General features: G+C 65.4%; 14 protein-coding genes and 1 pseudogene. 11 read left to right on the top strand and 4 right to left on the bottom strand.

Going from position 1 to position 16,667, the window contains the following annotated elements; all coding sequences use genetic code 11:
* Positions 1–58: 58 nt before the first annotated feature.
* From VRZ77_RS02565 to VRZ77_RS02580, 4 genes are all read left to right on the top strand, one after another.
* Complete coding sequence (locus VRZ77_RS02565) at positions 59–1,042, top strand: ABC transporter substrate-binding protein (RefSeq protein ID WP_414591150.1); 984 nt, start codon at positions 59–61, stop codon at positions 1,040–1,042.
* A 114-nt stretch (positions 1,043–1,156) separates the two neighbouring features.
* Positions 1,157–2,911 (top strand): ABC transporter permease, encoded by a 1,755-nt coding sequence (locus VRZ77_RS02570; protein ID WP_414591151.1) that lies wholly within the window; start codon positions 1,157–1,159, stop codon positions 2,909–2,911.
* Positions 2,908–3,990, top strand: a complete 1,083-nt coding sequence (locus VRZ77_RS02575; protein WP_414591152.1) for an ABC transporter ATP-binding protein — start codon at positions 2,908–2,910, stop codon at positions 3,988–3,990. Before VRZ77_RS02570 ends, VRZ77_RS02575 begins: the two co-directional genes overlap by 4 nt.
* A 19-nt stretch (positions 3,991–4,009) precedes the next feature.
* The gene (locus VRZ77_RS02580) at positions 4,010–4,813 is read left to right on the top strand and encodes an enoyl-CoA hydratase (RefSeq protein ID WP_414591153.1); all 804 of its coding nucleotides are present in this window, start codon (positions 4,010–4,012) and stop codon (positions 4,811–4,813) included.
* A gap of 75 nt (positions 4,814–4,888) precedes the next feature.
* Here the strand turns inward: VRZ77_RS02580 and VRZ77_RS02585 are convergent, their stop codons facing one another.
* On the bottom strand, positions 4,889–6,103 hold the full coding sequence (locus VRZ77_RS02585; RefSeq protein ID WP_414591154.1) for a CaiB/BaiF CoA transferase family protein: 1,215 nt from the start codon (positions 6,101–6,103) through the stop codon (positions 4,889–4,891).
* 301 nt (positions 6,104–6,404) lie between these two features.
* Here VRZ77_RS02585 and VRZ77_RS02590 point away from each other — a divergent pair, with 301 nt between their 5' ends.
* From VRZ77_RS02590 to VRZ77_RS02610, 5 genes are all read left to right on the top strand, one after another.
* On the top strand, positions 6,405–7,919 hold the full coding sequence (locus tag VRZ77_RS02590; RefSeq protein WP_414591155.1) for a malonate--CoA ligase: 1,515 nt from the start codon (positions 6,405–6,407) through the stop codon (positions 7,917–7,919).
* A gap of 582 nt (positions 7,920–8,501) precedes the next feature.
* On the top strand, positions 8,502–9,140 hold the full coding sequence (locus tag VRZ77_RS02595; RefSeq protein ID WP_414591156.1) for a DUF1989 domain-containing protein: 639 nt from the start codon (positions 8,502–8,504) through the stop codon (positions 9,138–9,140).
* Positions 9,141–9,152: 12 nt separating this feature from the next.
* Positions 9,153–10,304, top strand: a complete 1,152-nt coding sequence (locus VRZ77_RS02600) for a Rid family hydrolase (RefSeq protein ID WP_414591157.1) — start codon at positions 9,153–9,155, stop codon at positions 10,302–10,304.
* Positions 10,301–11,797: a leucyl aminopeptidase family protein gene (locus tag VRZ77_RS02605; RefSeq protein ID WP_414591158.1), complete on the top strand. Its 1,497-nt coding sequence runs from the start codon at positions 10,301–10,303 to the stop codon at positions 11,795–11,797. Before VRZ77_RS02600 ends, VRZ77_RS02605 begins: the two co-directional genes overlap by 4 nt.
* 32 nt (positions 11,798–11,829) lie before the next feature.
* A complete protein-coding gene (locus VRZ77_RS02610; protein ID WP_414591277.1) occupies positions 11,830–12,546 on the top strand; it encodes an amino acid ABC transporter ATP-binding protein in 717 nt (238 codons plus the stop codon).
* On the opposite strand, the gene VRZ77_RS02615 is transcribed toward VRZ77_RS02610, so the two are convergent.
* Genes VRZ77_RS02615 through VRZ77_RS02625 form a run of 3 tightly spaced genes read right to left on the bottom strand, consistent with a single transcriptional unit; the run spans position 12,524 to position 14,757 of the window.
* Complete coding sequence (locus VRZ77_RS02615) at positions 12,524–13,225, bottom strand: ABC transporter permease (protein WP_414591159.1); 702 nt, start codon at positions 13,223–13,225, stop codon at positions 12,524–12,526. The genes VRZ77_RS02610 and VRZ77_RS02615 overlap by 23 nt on opposite strands.
* 3 nt (positions 13,226–13,228) lie before the next feature.
* Positions 13,229–13,930, bottom strand: a complete 702-nt coding sequence (locus VRZ77_RS02620; protein ID WP_414591160.1) for an ABC transporter permease — start codon at positions 13,928–13,930, stop codon at positions 13,229–13,231.
* Between the two features lie 29 nt (positions 13,931–13,959).
* Complete coding sequence (locus VRZ77_RS02625) at positions 13,960–14,757, bottom strand: transporter substrate-binding domain-containing protein (protein WP_414591161.1); 798 nt, start codon at positions 14,755–14,757, stop codon at positions 13,960–13,962.
* Between the two features lie 168 nt (positions 14,758–14,925).
* Here VRZ77_RS02625 and VRZ77_RS02630 point away from each other — a divergent pair, with 168 nt between their 5' ends.
* A complete protein-coding gene (locus VRZ77_RS02630; protein WP_414591162.1) occupies positions 14,926–15,828 on the top strand; it encodes a LysR family transcriptional regulator in 903 nt (300 codons plus the stop codon).
* Positions 15,829–16,145: 317 nt separating this feature from the next.
* Positions 16,146–16,544, top strand: a pseudogene (locus VRZ77_RS02635) (SDR family NAD(P)-dependent oxidoreductase); the annotation flags it as partial.
* Positions 16,545–16,667: the final 123 nt, after the last annotated feature.

A 16,667-nucleotide genomic window follows, 5' to 3' on the forward strand; every position in this document is an offset into this window, starting at 1 on the left:
GAACCGACTGATGGCAGCTTTTAGCAGACGACACGTGTTGATGGGTGGCGCCGCCGCCTTGGCCGCCTCTGCACTGCGGATATCTCCCGCGAGCGCCGCGGACGATGCGCTGTACGCGGCCGCGAAGAAGGAGGGCGCCCTCAATCTGTACTGGGGCTCCTACGAGCAGAAGACCATCGAAGAGATCCGCGATGCCTTCAAGGCGAAGTACCCCGGCATTGAGGTAAGCCTGCTGCGCCAGGCGTCGCAGACGATCTTCACGCGCCTGCGCCTCGAAATTCAGAATGACGCCGTGCAGTGCGACTCGATCGGTACGACGAACCTGCTGCATTACAAGGACCTGCAGAAGCTCGGCGCCATCCAGCCGTTCAAGCCCACCAATATCGACATGGTGCCGGAGGCGTTCCGCAACATTGACCCTGAGAACACCTATCATGTCGGCGCCATCAGCCTGACCACGATCAACCAGTCCACCTCGGTCACCGCGCCGCCGGCCTCCTGGACGGCGCTGCTCGACGCGCCATGGGCGAACCAGATCACCACGGGCAGCCCGGCCTTCTCCGGCGATGTAGCGAGCTGGGTCGTCGCCATCCGCAAGAAGTACGGCGACGACTTCCTCCGGGCCTTCGCCAAGCAGAAGCCGAAGGTGGGGCAATCCAACGTCGATACGGTGACCGACATTCTCTCGGGCGAGCGCAAGGTGGGCTCCGCCGCGCCGTTCAGCTACTCGCTGACCCAGCAGGCGGCGGGCAACCCGATCGGCGTCACCGTTCCTTCTGATGACGCGATCCTCAATCTTGGCCTGACTGCGGTTCCCACCAAGGCGCCGCACCCCAATGCCGGCAAGCTCTTCACCGACTTCCTGTATTCGGTGGAAGTGTCGAACATCCTCGCCAAGAATTTCTGGCCGACGCTGCGCACCGATGTTCCGTGGGCCGAGGGACGTACGCTCGAATCGATCAAGTGGTACCGCAACCCGGTGGACAATCTGGCCGCCGAAGTGGCGGAAGGCATTGCCAAGTGGAAGGAAATCGTCGGCTGACATCCAGCCGGTCGCTCCGGTCCGGCGTCCTTCATGTCGCCGGACCGGTATCCACCTCGGATTGGCTCACGTTAAGTCGGTAGGCTGCCATTTGATGAAACCGGAAATGTATCCATGGCCTCATCACCCTCGGTGAGCGCGGCGCGTTCCGCCTCGGTCGGCTATCGGCGCCACCATGCGTTCCGGTTGATCGTGCTTGTCATCCTGCTTGCGGTGCTGGCGCTGCTGATTGTCCAGCCGCTCGGCTGGATCGTGTTCAACAGTTTCCATGATGATGTCACAGGCCAATGGACCCTGCGCAACTATGTGCAGATCTTCGCCTCCACATCGCTTTGGACCCCGCTGTTCAATTCGCTTGTGCTGGCAACGGCGGTCGCCGTCATCTCGACGCTGCTGGGCGTACCATTGGCATGGCTGGTCGCCCGCACCGATATGCCCATGCGCGGATTCATCCGCCTTTTGACCATGGCGGCCTTTGTCACCCCCTCCTTCATCGGCGCCCTGGGCTGGATTCTCCTCGCCGCACCCAATTCGGGCTGGCTTAATGTCGGCTGGCGGGCGCTGAGCGGTGCCGAGTGGCCGCTTTTGAACATCTATTCGATGATCGGCACCATTTTCGTCTGCTCGATCTATACCGTGCCCTACACCTTCACACTGGTCTCCAGCGCGCTGGAGGAAATGCCCGTCGAACTGGAAGACGCGGCCACGACCCTGGGTTCCGGCGTCGTAAAGACCATGTTTTCGGTCACCATTCCGCTGGTCATGCCGGCCGTGCTGGTCGGCTTTATCCTTTCCTTCATCCAGGGCATGACCCTGTTCGGCGTGCCGGCCTTCCTGCTGACGCCAAGCGGCACACTGGTGGTCACCACCAAGCTGGCCGAGTTCTACCAGCTCTTTCCGCCCGCGCTCTACATGTCTGCCGCCTATTGCATGCCGCTGATCGCGATCACCGGCATGCTGTTCTACGCCAGGCGCCGCATTCTCGGCCGGCGGCAGTTCACCACCGTGGGCGGCAAGGGGCGAGCCGGGCGGAAGATCCGGCTGAAAGCGTGGCGCCTACCAGCGCTCACTTTTGCCCTGATCGTCCCGGTCACAGCGGTCGTGCTGCCCTATGTCGCCATCGTGCTGGTGTCACTGAGTCGGGCATGGGGGCTCGGGCCCATCCCCTCCAATCTCACGCTGCATTGGTATCGTTGGGCGATCTTCGAGAATGCCGAAACCCAGCGCGCCATCGTCAACAGCCTGCTCTATGCCGGGATCGCGGCCAGCTTCTGCATGATCATCGGCATTCTGGTCGCCTACATCGTCGAGCGGAAGCTCCTCCGCGGCGCTGGCCTGATCGCCGCGCTCGTCACCATCCCGATCATCATTCCCGGCATCGTGCTGTCGGTCGGTTTCTTCTCCGCCTATACGCGGCAGCCGCTGAACCTCTACGGCACGGCCACCATCATCATCGCGGCCTTCGTGGCGACGTTCCTGCCGATCGCCTATTCGCAGGCCGGGTCGATCCTCAAGGGCATCAGCCCCGATCTCGAACGCGCCGCGCGCAGCGTCGGCGCAACGGAGGCCCGCACCTTCGCCTCCATCACCGCACCGCTGATGCGTGGCGGGCTCGTCGCGGGCTGGCTGCTGGTCTTCATCCCGATCATGCGGGAATTGTCGGTGGCGATCTTCCTCGTCTCGCCTCGAACCAATGTCATGACGACCTTGATCTACAACTATAAGGACGGGGGCAATTACGAGGCGGTCTGCGCCGCCAGCGCCCTGCTCCTGTTCGCCACGCTCATCGTCGTCCTTCTCGCGCGTTTCGTCACCGAGGGCGCCGCCTATCGCCGCCGCAACGCGGCCAGCCTCGGAGCTGCCCCATGAGCGATATCGACATTCGCCAACTTTCCAAATCGTACGGCGCCTACCAGGCCCTCAAGTCCATTGACCTGCATATTCCCGACGGCGCCCTGCTGGCGCTGCTCGGTCCGTCAGGATGCGGCAAGTCGACGACGCTGCAACTGCTGGCCGGCTTCGACACGCCCAGCGGCGGCGAGATCCGCGCCGGCGGGGATCTCATTTCCAGCCCGCAGCGCGTTGTTCCCCCTGAGCGGCGGGGCATCTCGCTGGTTTTTCAGAACTACGCCGTCTGGCCGCACAAGACCGTCGCGGAGAATGTCGCCTTCGGGCTGCAACTGCGAAAGCTGGCCCGTGCGGAGCTTGAGGCGCGGCTCTCCCGGGCGCTGGAAGCCGTGCGTCTGACGCCGCTGCGCGATCGCTATCCCTTCGAGCTTTCCGGCGGACAGCAACAGCGCGTCGCGCTGGCACGGGCGCTGGCCGTGGAGCCGCGAATCCTGCTGCTCGACGAGCCCTTGTCCAACCTCGACGCTCATTTGCGCGAAGAAATGCGCTTCGAAATCCGACGCGTGCACGACGAACTCGGCATCACAACGGTCTACGTCACCCATGACCAGGGCGAGGCTCTGGTCACGGCCGACGAGGTGGCGGTGATGAAGGGCGGCATCGTGCAGCAGCTGGGCTCGCCCGAGGACATTTTCGAACGGCCGAGCAATGCCTTTGTCGCCTCGTTCATCGGCAGCAACAACGAGATCCCGGGGCGACGCGAAGCTCCGGGCCAGCTGAGGGTCGCGGACACGCTGCTTCACGCGCAGGATCGCAGTGGACTGTCCAGCCCCGGCACGAAGGCGGTGCTGTGCATCCGTCCCTCGCGTGTCAGGCTGGGCGAGGCCGGAGGGGCTACCAACAATCTGAACGGCGTGGTGCGTCGCTCGGCCTATCTCGGCGATTATCGCGATGTGCTGGTCGAGATCGCGCCGAACACGACGCTGCGGGCCTTTGTCAGTCCGCATCTTCGCCCTCAGCCTGGGGAGCGCGTCCTTGTGCATCTGCCCTCGGAGCACTGCCAGATCTTCGCGGCACCCGACGACGCACCGGCGAACTAGACCCCTTTAGGACGTCCCGATGACCTCTCACGACATGGATACGCCCCACCTCGCCCGTCGGCGCGAAGGAGCCGTCGAATGGCTCGTCTTCAACCGTCCGCGCGTACGCAACGCAATGTCGGCGCGCATGGAGAATGAACTCGTTGCCGCACTTGCCGAGATCGCCGAGGACGACACGGTCCGGGCCGTGGTGTTCACCGGCATGCGCGGCGAAAAGCCGGCCTTCATGGCCGGCGCGGACATGGGCGCGCTGAGTGAGGCGGCGGATCCCGTGGCTGCCGTCGCACTGGAGCGCGAGGCGGAGCGCCTGATCGTCGCCATCGAGCAGTTGCGGGTTCCCACCGTCGCTGCGATGGCCGGCGCCTGCGTCGGCCAGGGCGCGCTCCTCGCCTCCGCCTGTGATGTGCGGATCGCCTCATCGTCGCTGCGCTTCGGCTTCCCCATCGCACGCACCGTTGGCAACTGCCTCAGCCTTACCAATTATGCGCGCCTCATCGCCATGACCAGCACCGCCATGACCCGCGAGATGATCTTCAGCGCCAAACTGCTTGGTGCCGAGGACCTGCTTGCGGTTCGCGCGATCCGCATGGTGGTGGGCGATGACGAGATCGACGCAAAGGCGCAAGAGGTTGCGGAGGCGCTGACCCAGCTCGCCCCGCTCACGCTCTGGGCGACGCGGCAGGCGCTGCTGCGCCTGCGCGACCACGGCGTGCCCGCCGATGCCGACGACGATCTGCTGGCCGCCTGCTACGGCTCGCAGGACATGCAGGAGGCGATCGCCGCCTTTCTGGGTAAGCGGCCCCCGATCTGGCAGGGCCGCTGAGGGCGCAGCGGCCTACCACTTGGCCGCTCGGTTGCGGCGGTTTCCAAGCCGGATGGCGGGCGCATCCCGCATCGCTCAGATCACCGCTTCGCCACGGAGAGCGTCAATCTCTTCCGGCGAGAAACCGAAATCGGCGAGGACTTCCGCGCTGTGCTCGCCCAGCGCCGGAGGCGCCTTCTCGTCGGGAAGCGGCGTGTGCGGCATCTGGATCGGCATCGAGACGAAGCGCAGGCCCGAGCCGGCGGGGACTTCCTTGACCATGTTGCGCGAGACTACCTGAGGGTCCTGCAGCGCCTCGGGCACGGAATTAATGGCGCTGGCCGGCACGTCGGCCTTGTCGAGAATCGCCAGCCATTCGCCGCGGCCGCGTGCGCGGAACAGTTCGGCAAGGATCGGCTCAAGCTCGGCATGCCGGTCGGCGCGCACCGAACCGGTGGGGAAGCGCGGATCGGCCAGAAGGTCCGGCCGCTCCAGCGCGCCGCAAAGCCGCTCCCACTGCTCGGCGGTGTCGACGCAGACCGCGATCGGTTCGTCGGCCGTCGCAAAGGCCTGGAACGGAGCAATGAGGGGATGACGGCTTCCCAGTCGCCGGGGCGTTTCGCCGGCATTCAGGAAGCGGGCGATCGCATTCTCCATCAGCGCCAACTGGCAGTCGAGCATGGCGACATCGACGAAGGTGCCGCGCCCGGTGCGCTCGCGCTGCTGCAGGGCGGAGAGCACGCCGATCGTGGCGAAAAGGCTGGAGCCGATGTCGCCGATGGAGGCGCCTACCCGGGCCGGCGGGCCCGCCTCTTCGCCGGTGATGCTCATCATGCCGGATAGGGCCTGCGCGATGGCGTCGAAGGAAGGCTTGTGGCGATACGGACCGGTTTGGCCGAAACCGGAGATCGACGCATAGACCAGGCGTGGGTTGAACGCCGCCACCGTCTCATAGCCAAAGCCAAGCCGATCCATGACGCCGGCACGGTTGTTCTCGACGAACACATCGGCGCCGGTGAGCAGACGCGTCATCACCGCCTTGCCACGGGGATGCTTGAGGTCGAGCGTGAGACTGCGCTTGTTGCGGTTCACGCTCATGAAATAGATGCTCTTTTCGTCCTTGAAGGGGGCGATGATGCGCGTGAAGTCGCCCGCGCCCCGCCGCTCGATCTTGACCACGTCCGCGCCGAGAGCGCCCAGCAGCCATGTGCAATAGGGGCCCGCCAGCATGTGCGTGGCATCGATCACGCGAATGCCGGACAGGGGACCGGACGCCCCTTTGTCTGCGGGAGACGTGGCGTCTGCGCTCATGAAGGTAGGACTCCTCGAACTACTGCCGCGCGCTGCGCTTCGCGCGGCGCTTGAAGCCTAACCTTCATCAAATGCCGAGGGGTGGACAATCAGCTATTTCGCCCGCGTCGTGTGCATAAGATGCACCAGTGAGTAGGGCGGCGCCGATGTCGCCCCGGTGAACCATAAGTCGGGCATCACACGGTGCCCGCGGGCATGGAGCATTTGTGCATCACGACAACCAATGGCGCAGATAGAAGCTGATGGTCGGCTCGGTAGGACGCCAGTAATCTGCCCGCCTGCCTTCCGGATGTTGCGACCCATGACCAATCATCTCATCGACCGCCTGCGCGCGGGTGGAACCGCCCCCTCCCGCGTCTTCGCCGAGACGGCGGACGGGGCCGTCCTCTCCTATGCCGAGCTTGAGCGGCGCACCGCGCAATATGCGAATGCGCTAGTGGCCATGGGTCTCGCGCCGGGCGACCGGGTGGCGCTGCAGGCGGAAAAGAGCCTGGAGGCGGTATTCGTCTATCTCGCCACGGTGCGGGCCGGCGGCGTGTTCCTGCCGCTCAACACCGCCTATACGCCGCCCGAGATCGATTATTTCCTCGGCGATGCCGAACCAGCGATCTTCATCTGCGACCCCGCGGAGGAGGCGGTGCTGGCCCCCATCGCCCGCGCCCGTGGCGTGGCGCAGGTGGTCACAATGGATGGGAACGGGCAGGGCACGCTGCGCGAGGCGGTCGAGGCCTGCCGCAGCACCTTCGACGACGTGGCGCGCGGGCCGGACGACCTCGCCGCGCTGCTCTACACCTCGGGCACGACCGGCCGCTCCAAGGGGGCGATGCTTACCCATGAGAACCTCGCCTCCAACGCGCAGGCGCTGGCCGAGACCTGGCACTTCACGTCCGACGACGTGCTGATCCATGCCTTGCCGATCTTTCACACCCACGGCCTGTTCGTCGCCATCAATGTGACGCTGGCGGCGGGCGCGTCGATGATCTTCCTGCCGAAGTTTGACCCGGCGCGCATCCTCACGCTGATGAGCCGGGCGAGCGTGCTGATGGGCGTGCCGACCTTCTATGTCCGGCTGCTGAAATCCCCCGAACTCACGCCCGAGGCGGCGGCGGGCATGCGGCTGTTCATCTCCGGCTCGGCGCCGCTGCTGGCGGAGACGCACCGCGAATGGCGCGCTCGCACCTCCCACGCCATTCTTGAACGCTACGGCATGACCGAGACCGGCATGAACACCTCCAACCCCTTTGAGGGCGAGCGCATCGCCGGCACGGTCGGTTTCCCCCTGCCGGGCGTGGAACTGCGCGTGGTGGCGCCGGAGAGCGGGGAAGTGCTCGGCACCGGCGAGATCGGCATGATCGAACTGCGCGGCCCCAACGTGTTCAAGGGCTATTGGCGCATGCCGGAGAAGACAGCGGCGGAGTTCCATGATGGCTGGTTCGTCACCGGCGATCTCGGCCTTGTCGGGCCGGACGGCTATGTGCAGATCGTGGGGCGCGGCAAGGACCTCGTCATTTCGGGCGGCTACAATGTCTACCCCAAGGAAGTCGAGACCGAAATCGACGCACTGCCCGGCGTAATCGAGAGCGCGGTGATTGGCATTCCCCATCCCGATTTCGGCGAGGGGGTGACGGCGGTGGTCATCGCCAGCCCCGACGCCGCCCTGGACGAGCAGGTGGTGGTGGAGGCGCTGGAAGGGCGGCTGGCGCGCTACAAGCTGCCAAAGCGTGTCATCTTCCTCGACGATCTGCCGCGCAACACCATGGGCAAGGTGCAGAAGAACCTGCTGCGCGAACAGTATAAGGGGCTTTATGGGGGGTAGGGGGCGCGCGAATTCAGCCTGCGTTTATGCGTTTGTACCAGCCCATTTCGCTATCTTGACGTCTATGAGGCAGCGTCGGGGACGTTTCTGCCGGTGGTCAACCCCAGCACGGGCGAGGTCATCGGCCGGATCGCCGCCGGCGCCGCCCCGATATCGATCGCGCGGTGACGGCCGCCCGCCATGCCTTCGAAGCCATGTGGACCTCCATGGCGGCTCTGGAGCGCGGCCGCCTGCTTAGACGGCTCGGCCTTCTGATCCTTGATCGTCTTGATGAGCTCGGCGGTTCAGGCTTTTCGAGCGGCGCTGGGAAGGCATTCATGTGTTGGGCCGCCGGGAGGTGCAAGACAGCCTCGTCGCGACCGTGGATGCGCCCTGCCGCAATTCGCGGGATTCTGGCGCTACTCCGCTGCAAATGTCATCCAGCAGATCGGGGACTGAGCCGCACCTGATCCACCAGAATTCACCAGCCGTTTGCGGAGGAGCGGTGCCCTTCAGGCACCGCATCTGAACGAAAATGATGCTTCTCAGTCTGCGCTCGGCGGCGCACAACGGCGTCAAATAGAGAGTGGGGAGTCAGCGGTCATGGATGCACCGGCAAACGCTTCTGTGCGCGGAATGGCAAGGCTCGACCAGATATTGGCGCCGCGGGCCTATGTCGGCTTCGAGATGAGCGCTGGCGAGGTGCTTCGTATCACCGACCTTGAGGGGCAACAAGTTGCCGATCTCGTTTGCTTCAACCGTGACAAGACATCGGAAAAGCTCTCGGTACACGTGACGATGATGGATCAGGGCTCCATCTACATGAAGAAGGGCAAGAGCCTGCTGTCCAACGACTGCAACAGCCTCATGACGCTGATCGAGGATACGTGCGGCGTCCATGACTTGCTCGCCGGCTCGTGCAATGAGGGCGCCAACTTCAAGCGCTACGGCCTGCGCCACACGCCGAACTGCCGCTGCAATCTGGAAGCCGCCCTGCGCCCCTACGACTTGCCGCTGAGAGAAATCCCCTACAGTTTCAACGTGTTCATGAATGTCGATCTGCAGGCGGACGGCTCGATCAAGACGACGACGCCCACCTCCAAGGCCGGTGATTTCGTCGAGCTGCGCGCCGATATGGACCTCATCGTCGGCATCTCGAACTGCCCGTCCGATCAGGGGCCTTGCAATGGCTACAAGCTGACGCCGCTGCGGGTCGAGATATTCACGCCCGAACAGGTTTGAGGGAGCCGGATCGTGGCTGAGATACGTCATCTTCCGCTCCCGATCCGTGGATCGGCGAGCCTTGCGGTGGAAGCCGGCGGCCTGGTCTTCACCAGCGGCCTCGCGCTCAGCCCGGGTGAGCGCCCCCTCGCGCCGATTGAGGCGGTGCTCGACGCGCTGGGAACCGGCCTCCCGCTGGCGGCAAAGCTCAAGGCATATCTGTCGGACATCCGCCGCGCCCCGTCGCTGCGCCGGCAGTTGCCGGACGGGCCGGCGGCGACCTCCATGGTCGGCGCCATGCTGCCGGATGGAGTGGAATCTCTGATCGAGGTGATTGCCAGCGCGGGAGTGGAGCCGGTTCGCCAGGCGGGCGGCGGCGGCATTGGCGTGACGATCATTGGCGACCTTCTGTTCGCGGACGGTGCGCGCCCAGGCCGGGGCGGCGACCTTGCCGGCGCGGGCGATCTCACCGCGCAGGCGCAGCATGTGCTGGACGATATTCTCGCGGCGCTGGCCCCTTATGGCGCCGGCCCGGCGGATGTGCTGAAGATCAACAACACCGCCGCCTGCTGGCATAATTACGCGCTCTACAACGCCGTCTATAATGAGCGCCTGACCGGCGCTAACGCGGCCCGCTGTTCGGTGGGCGGCATGCTGGAGCACCCGCTTGCGCTCATCGAGGTGGAGGCGGTCGCGGCGCGCGGCGGGCCTTATCGGTTTGTGGATTCGACCCAGAGCGGCGTCGGGCGCACCGGCTTCCAGCCCCGGGAAGACACCGTCTATCTGCCGGAGCTTGGGCCGTGCAAAGGGCCCCATTCCCACGGCGCACGGGTCGGAGAGATGGTCTTCATCGCCGGTGAGTGCCCCTATGATGCGCAGGATCGGCTGGTCGGCCCCGGCGATGTCGCCGCGCAGACCGTGCAGACGATGGAGAATGTACGCATGTCGCTTGAGGCGCTCGGGGCGAGCCTTGCGGATGTCGTGCGCACCACCATCACGCTTTCCGACATGCGGTTGTTTGACGACTTCGATGCCGCCTACGCCGCCTGCTTCGCCGGGCACTACCCCGCGCGTACCGTGGTCGGAGCGCCGCTCGGGCAATATGGCCTGCTTGTCGAGATCGAGGCCATCGCCGTGATCGGTGCCGGGCGTGACGGTGTTTTCCTCACGGGCCAGCCGGCATGATCGAGCTGGACGTGGTCGAAGGGGCCGCTACCGCGCAGGAGGGCGACGCGCTCCTGCTGCTGGTGGGCTCTCGGCAAATTCCTGACCTGTTGTCGCGAACCTCGATCCTGGCTGAAGACGCGGGGCGCCGGGAGGCGGTCACGCTGCTTGCCGGTCATGGCCTCGTGGCGGCGCGCTGGCTGGTTCTCGCCGGCCTTGGCGATGGGCCGGTCGATGCCGAAACCTGCCGGCGCTTGGCAGGTGCTGCGGTAAAGGCGGTGCGGGAGCGGCAGGTTCGCCGTTTCGTCGTCGATGCGTCCGGGCTTTCAAGCGTGACGGACGACACGCTGGCGGCCCAGGTCCAGGCGCTCGTCGAGGGCGCCCTTTCCGCTGACTACGATTTCGACCGCTACCGGACGCGGCGGGCGCGCCACACGCCGCTGGCTCATCTCCGCCTTGTCGCTCCGCCAGGGCTTTCGGCGGTCGCGACGACGGCCGCCCGGCGGGGCAGGGCTGTGGCGCAGGCGGTGAACGCGGCGCGCGACCTGTGCAACGAGCCGCCCAATCGCCTGAAGCCGATTGATTTCGCCGCGCGGGTCGAGGCGCTGGCATCTGATCCGCGCCTGACCGTCACCACTCTCGATCGTGCGGCCATCGCCGCGGAAGGCATGGGGGCGCTGCTCGCCGTGGCGCAGGGCTCCCACGCCGAGCCGCGCTTCGTACGCGCCGATTATCGTCCCGCCGGGGTGGCGAAGGTCGGCTCGCCGCTGGTTCTTGTCGGCAAGTCCGTGACCTTTGATACCGGCGGCATCTCGCTGAAGCCCCCGCTCGACATGGAACGTCAGAAGGCCGACATGGGCGGCGGCGCGGCGGTGTTCGGTGCGCTCACCGCGCTGCTGGCGCTCGATCTGCCGCTTGCGGTCACGGCGCTGTTTCCGATTGTCGAGAACATGCCCGGCGGCGGCGCCACCCGGCCGGGCGATGTGGTCAGCACCCGCTCCGGCCAGACGGTTGAAATCCTCAACACCGATGCCGAGGGCCGCCTGATCCTTGCCGATGCGCTGAGTTATGCGCGTTCGCTCAACCCGTGCGCGATCATTGATCTCGCGACCCTCACCGGCGCGAGCTCCATCGTGTTCGGCCCCGTCGGGATCGGCATGTTCGCCACCGACACCGCTCTTGCCGATGCGTTCGGCCGGGCCGAGGCGACGGCGGGCGAGCGGGTGTGGCGGCTGCCGCTGTGGCCGGAATATCGCGATCTGCTGCGCAGCCATGTCGCGGATCTGCGCAACATCTCGACCACGGTGCAGCAAGGCAGCATGATGACCGCCGCCAGCTTTCTGCACGCCTTCATCGGCACCGAGCCATGGGTCCATCTCGATATCTACAACACGGCCTGGAACGAGGCGGAGCATCCGCATGTGCCGAAAGGGCCGACCGCCAGCGGCACGCGGCTGCTGGTCCAGTTCCTCATCGAACGGGCCGAGCTGTCCGCGCGCGGGATTGAGGGATGAAGGGCTTCAGCCCGGGAATGCCGGTGATCGAGATGAGCGGGGTGCGGCTTGGCTTCGGTTCGACCGACATTCTGCGCGGCATTGACCTGACCATCCATTGCGGCGAGCGCGTCGCGATCATCGGGCCGTCGGGCTCCGGAAAATCGAGCCTGATACGCTGCATGAACGGCCTCGCCCGCCCGCAGCACGGCCGCATCGTCGTGCTCGGCGAGGACATTTCCAGCGCTGCCGGCCTCGCCGAATGCCGCCAGCGCACCGATATGATCTTTCAGTCATTCAATCTCTATTCCCAGATGACCGTACTGGAGAATGTGATGCTGGCGCTGCGTCACGTTCTCAAGCTTCCAGCCGCGACGGCGCGTCAGAAGGCGTTGGAGCACCTTGCCGCCCTGGAGATGGACCGCTTCGCGGCGCGTTATCCGTTCGAGCTATCCGGGGGGCAGCAACAGCGCGTCGCGCTCGCCCGGGCGCTCGCCAAGGGGCCGGACATCCTGCTGCTCGACGAGCCGACATCCGCGCTCGATCCCGAACTCGTCCGCAGCGTCATGGCGGCGATCGTTGAGGCGACGGCCAAAGGCATCACCACAGTGACGGTGACGCACGAGATCGGCTTTGCCCGCGAGCACGCCGACCGTCTTGTCTTCCTGTGCGAGGGCCAGATTGTCGAGCAGGGTGCGCCGAGGGCGATGATCGCCAATCCCGTCAGCGCGCGGCTTGCGGCATTTCTCAGCGCGAGCGCGCCATCCTGAGTTCGGGCGTCAGCCGCACCTCCACCCTGCGGACGATGCGCGACACCGCGAGGACGATCACGAGATAGACCAGCGCGGCGACCAGCAGCGGCGGCACTGGCTCGAAGGTGCGGAAATAGACCTGGTTCGCCGCGCTCATCAGGTCGCGCACCGTGATGAAGCTCACGACGGCCGTTCCCTTCAGCACGAACACCGCTTCATTGCCGAAGCTGCGTATGCCGAGCCGAATGGCATGGGGCACAATGATGAACCGCAAGAGCTGCATCCGCGAGAACCCCGCCGCGCGCGCCGCCTCGATCTCATTGGCGGGAACATTGCGCAGCGCCCCGGCGATGATGTGCGTCTGGAAGCCCGCCGAATTCAGCGACAGTGCGACGAGCGCGACCGGAAACGGATCGCGCAGCAGAAACCAGATCGCGCTCTGGCGAATGCCAGGCACCTGCGGCAGGCCGTAATAGACCAGAAACAGGATCACCAGCAGCGGCGCGCCCCGGAACAGAAGAACGAAGCCGTGCCCCACGCCGCGCAGCACGGGCAGGCGCGCATTGCGCGCGAAGGCAAAGGGCAGCGCGATGAGCAGGCCGATCGGCAGGGTCAGCACGAACAGCAGCAGCGTCGTACTCGCGCCCTCCATGAGCAGCGGCACATAGGGACCCAGGGAAGCGAAGGCCTCGATCATGGGTCAGGCCCCAAGAAACCGGGAGGCCCGCCGCTCGACGCGGCTTTCCACCACCCAGATGAGGGCTGCGAGGACCAGATAGATCACCAGCGCCACGAGGTAGAAGGTGAGATATTGCTTGGTGTTCTTGCCGGCATCGCCCGCCACGCGCAGCAGGTCCTGAAGGCCGACGGCGGCGACCAGCGGCGTCGCCTTCAGCGTCACCACCACGAGATTGATGAGCCCCGGCAGGGCAAAGCGCAGGGCGAGCGGCAGCTTGACGGCGAGAAAGGCTGGAAAGGGCCGCAGCCCGAGCGCGCGCGCTGCCTCCAGCGGACCGGCGGGAACCGCCTGGAACGCCCCGCGGAACACTTCCGAACAATAGGCGCCGTGCACCATGCCGATCGCGAGCACGCCCGACCAGAAGGCATTGATGGCAACGAAGCCCTCGATGCCGATCACCTGCAACAGGGCTTGGATGGCGAAGGAGAAGCCGTAATAGACCGCGAAGATCACCAGCAGTTCGGGCACGCTTCGCATCACCACTTCATAGCCGCCGACGATGACGGCAGCGATGCGAAAGCGCGAGGTCGCCACCAGAGCACCCGCGAGGCCCAGCCCTGTGCCGAGAACGACCGACGCCGCGGCCAGTGCGAGGGTCACGAATAACCCCCGCGCCAGCGCATTTCCCCAACCGGACCCGAAGGCCAGAATGGACAAGTCCATGGTCTCTCCCCGGCCGGGCCTTTAGCAGCTCACTTCCAGAGCGGCTCGGCACTCACATCCACGCCCGGCTTGAAATAGCGGGCGGCAATCGTCTTGAACGTGCCATCGGCATAGACGCTGCGGATGGCGGCATCCACCTTATCGCGCAGCGCGGTCTCGTCCTTGCGGAACATGGCGCCCGCGCCGCGCCCGAGGATCGGATCGCTGTAGGCCGGGCCGACCCAGTCAAAACCCGCCCCGGCCGGCGAGGCCAGGAAGACACTGACGGGAAGCTGTGCGTTGAAGCCGAAATCGATGCGGCCGGCTTCGAGATCGGCATTCACCTGATCGAGATTTTCATAGCTGCGAATCTCGACCTTGTTGCCCCACTTTTCCTTGACGAAGCGCTCTCCGGTGGAGCCGGCGAGCACGCCGACATTCTTGCCATCAAGGCCGCCGGGAAGCGTAACCGCCGTGCCCTTGGGGCCGTAGAAGCGGAATTGATCGGTGATGTAGGGGATCGAGAACAGGCCGACCTTCGAACGTTCATCGTTGATCGACATGTAGGAGAATATGAAGTCGTACTTCTTCGCCTGAAGCGCCGGGATCATGCCGGAGAAGTCCTGCTTCACCCAGGTGCAGTCGAGCTGGGCGCGCTGGCAGATCGCTTTTCCCAGATCGATCTCGAACCCGCTGAAGCTGCCATCGGCTTCCGTCTTGTTGAAGGGCGGGAAGTCGGCTTCCGTGGCAACGGTCACCTTTTCAAGCGCGGCTGCCTGGCTCGCACCCAGCGCCGCCACGAACAACGTTACACAGGTCGCGCGACCGATCAGGCCGAACAGGCTCATCGTCAACTCCTCAGTTTCACCGTTCCAGAAGGCGGCGGCCAATCCGTGTCGGGCGCCCGTCCCGTTCATCTGCACGGACCACGTTCTTGCATTATAGTGCGGCTTGAGAAGCACAGATTTGGAAGCATAGTGGTGCGTTTTCGGCACTGCTCTCGGAGGGGCCGACCCATGCTGCACTCCCGCCTTATTCGCTACATCGACGAGGTGGCACGCGCCGGTTCGATCCGGCAGGCGGCTGAACGGCTCAATGTCGCGTCCACTGCGATCAACCGTCAGATTATCGCCTTCGAGGAAGAGCTTGGCCTGCCGCTGTTCGAGCGCCTGCCGCGTGGCGTGCGGCTGACCACGACCGGCGAGATCCTGGTCGAGCATATCCGCAACACGATGAAGGATCATGGCCGTGCAATGCTGCGCATCGCCGACGTGAAGACGCTGCGCCGTACGCGGATAAGCATCGCCACACTTGAGGCTCTCACCGCGGACGTGCTCGCTCATGTGGTCAGCGACTTCCAGCAGACGTACCCGCTCACCAAGATCATCGTACGCGCGATGCCGGCGGACAGCATCGTGGCGGCGGTCGCGGGCGGCGATGCCGATTTCGGGCTCGGCTTCGATTTTCCGACCGAGACGGGGCTGACCATCCACGCTCAAGTCTCTTGCCGCGTCGGAATTGTCGTGCGCCCGACGCACCCGCTTGCGGGCCGGGCCAGTCTGCGGCTGAGCGAATGTCTCGACTATCCGTTCGTTCTGCCGACCGAGGACGTGACGCTCCGGCCGCTTTTTGATCGCATAGCCCGCAAGGCGCGTCTCTCCATCGAACCGCTTATGGAAACCAACTCGATCGACCTCTTGAAGCGCAACGTGATGCTGACCGATACCATCACCGTTCTCACGCGTGCGGACGTCGAACTCGAAAGGCTGCGCGGCACTCTCGCCTTCATCCCGCTTCGCGACGCCGATGTGGGAGCGCAGACGCTCACCATCGTTCATCGCGACAGCGCGCGCTTCGACGCGGTGACGCAACATTTTTCGAAAAAGCTCGCAGAGCTGGCTCAGAAGATCGGGGAATAAAAACCTCCACGGGCTTCATGCCAATAGGCCTCGCTGGAGAGATCGGCGCCTGTGCCGGCGTCGATGAGCGCGCAGATAGAGGGCAGCTCACCGCAGCGACCACTTCGCGCGGGCGTTCAGGCAGCATTTCGGTTGCTCAGCGAGTGAAACGCGAGAAGCTGCGTCGCGGCGGCGACCAACCGTCAATCCCGCGCCCGCTTTCTCCCCGTGCTCTTCCGAACACTCCCTGGCAGATTGGCTTCGCGCCCCGATCTCGGTCATCATCTGGTACTGGCCGCGGCCCAGATGCGACATTCGCGAGAAGCGGTGCTTAGATTCGTGCGGTACTGCCGCAGATGATCGCGGCCGGTGGTGGGTCCATCGTCCGCGCCCCTTCCATCTCGGCCGTGGCGGCAACGCCAATGGAGGTGCTGTACGACACCACGAAGGGCGCCTGCCACCCGTTCGCCCGCGCTATCGCGGTTGAGTTCCGCGATCGGGTGATCCGCTGCAATGCGGTTTGTCTGGGCTCCATCCGCACGCCGCACGGCCTGCGCGAGGTCGACGAACTCTCCCGCCTCGGGGTTGCTGTTTCCGAGGCCTCGCTGGCGATGCAGCAGGGGCGCATCGGCGAGCCCGAAGAGGCGGTACGCGCCGCCCTGTTCCTCGCCAGTGAAGAGGCGAACTTCGTAAACGGGACCCACCTCTTCGTCGACCATGGCTTTACCATCGCCTGAGCCACGGGGGCGGCGCGTCACAGGGCGGTGCCTGTCCGGTGCGCGCGAGCACCGCCGGGCCTTCCCAGACTGTCGCCGCCCAGCCTCGTTGCGGCTCCTCCCACCATTCACGCAGCTCGATGT

Origin of the sequence: Ancylobacter sp. G4_0304, assembly GCF_047501495.1 — a bacterium.
In the GTDB taxonomy this organism is placed as follows: domain Bacteria; phylum Pseudomonadota; class Alphaproteobacteria; order Rhizobiales; family Xanthobacteraceae; genus Ancylobacter.

What these genes read in the sequence shown, in the direction of transcription:
- VRZ77_RS02570 (WP_414591151.1), top strand. Translation starts at nt 1,157, where the DNA reads ATGGCCTCATCACCCTCGGTGAGCGCGGCGCGTTCCGCCTCGGTCGGC.
- VRZ77_RS02575 (WP_414591152.1), top strand. Translation starts at nt 2,908, where the DNA reads ATGAGCGATATCGACATTCGCCAACTTTCCAAATCGTACGGCGCCTAC.
- VRZ77_RS02580 (WP_414591153.1), top strand. Translation starts at nt 4,010, where the DNA reads ATGACCTCTCACGACATGGATACGCCCCACCTCGCCCGTCGGCGCGAA.
- VRZ77_RS02585 (WP_414591154.1), bottom strand. Translation starts at nt 6,103, where the DNA reads ATGAGCGCAGACGCCACGTCTCCCGCAGACAAAGGGGCGTCCGGTCCC.
- VRZ77_RS02590 (WP_414591155.1), top strand. Translation starts at nt 6,405, where the DNA reads ATGACCAATCATCTCATCGACCGCCTGCGCGCGGGTGGAACCGCCCCC.
- VRZ77_RS02595 (WP_414591156.1), top strand. Translation starts at nt 8,502, where the DNA reads ATGGATGCACCGGCAAACGCTTCTGTGCGCGGAATGGCAAGGCTCGAC.
- VRZ77_RS02605 (WP_414591158.1), top strand. Translation starts at nt 10,301, where the DNA reads ATGATCGAGCTGGACGTGGTCGAAGGGGCCGCTACCGCGCAGGAGGGC.
- VRZ77_RS02610 (WP_414591277.1), top strand. Translation starts at nt 11,830, where the DNA reads ATGAGCGGGGTGCGGCTTGGCTTCGGTTCGACCGACATTCTGCGCGGC.
- VRZ77_RS02615 (WP_414591159.1), bottom strand. Translation starts at nt 13,225, where the DNA reads ATGATCGAGGCCTTCGCTTCCCTGGGTCCCTATGTGCCGCTGCTCATG.
- VRZ77_RS02620 (WP_414591160.1), bottom strand. Translation starts at nt 13,930, where the DNA reads ATGGACTTGTCCATTCTGGCCTTCGGGTCCGGTTGGGGAAATGCGCTG.
- VRZ77_RS02625 (WP_414591161.1), bottom strand. Translation starts at nt 14,757, where the DNA reads ATGAGCCTGTTCGGCCTGATCGGTCGCGCGACCTGTGTAACGTTGTTC.
- VRZ77_RS02630 (WP_414591162.1), top strand. Translation starts at nt 14,926, where the DNA reads ATGCTGCACTCCCGCCTTATTCGCTACATCGACGAGGTGGCACGCGCC.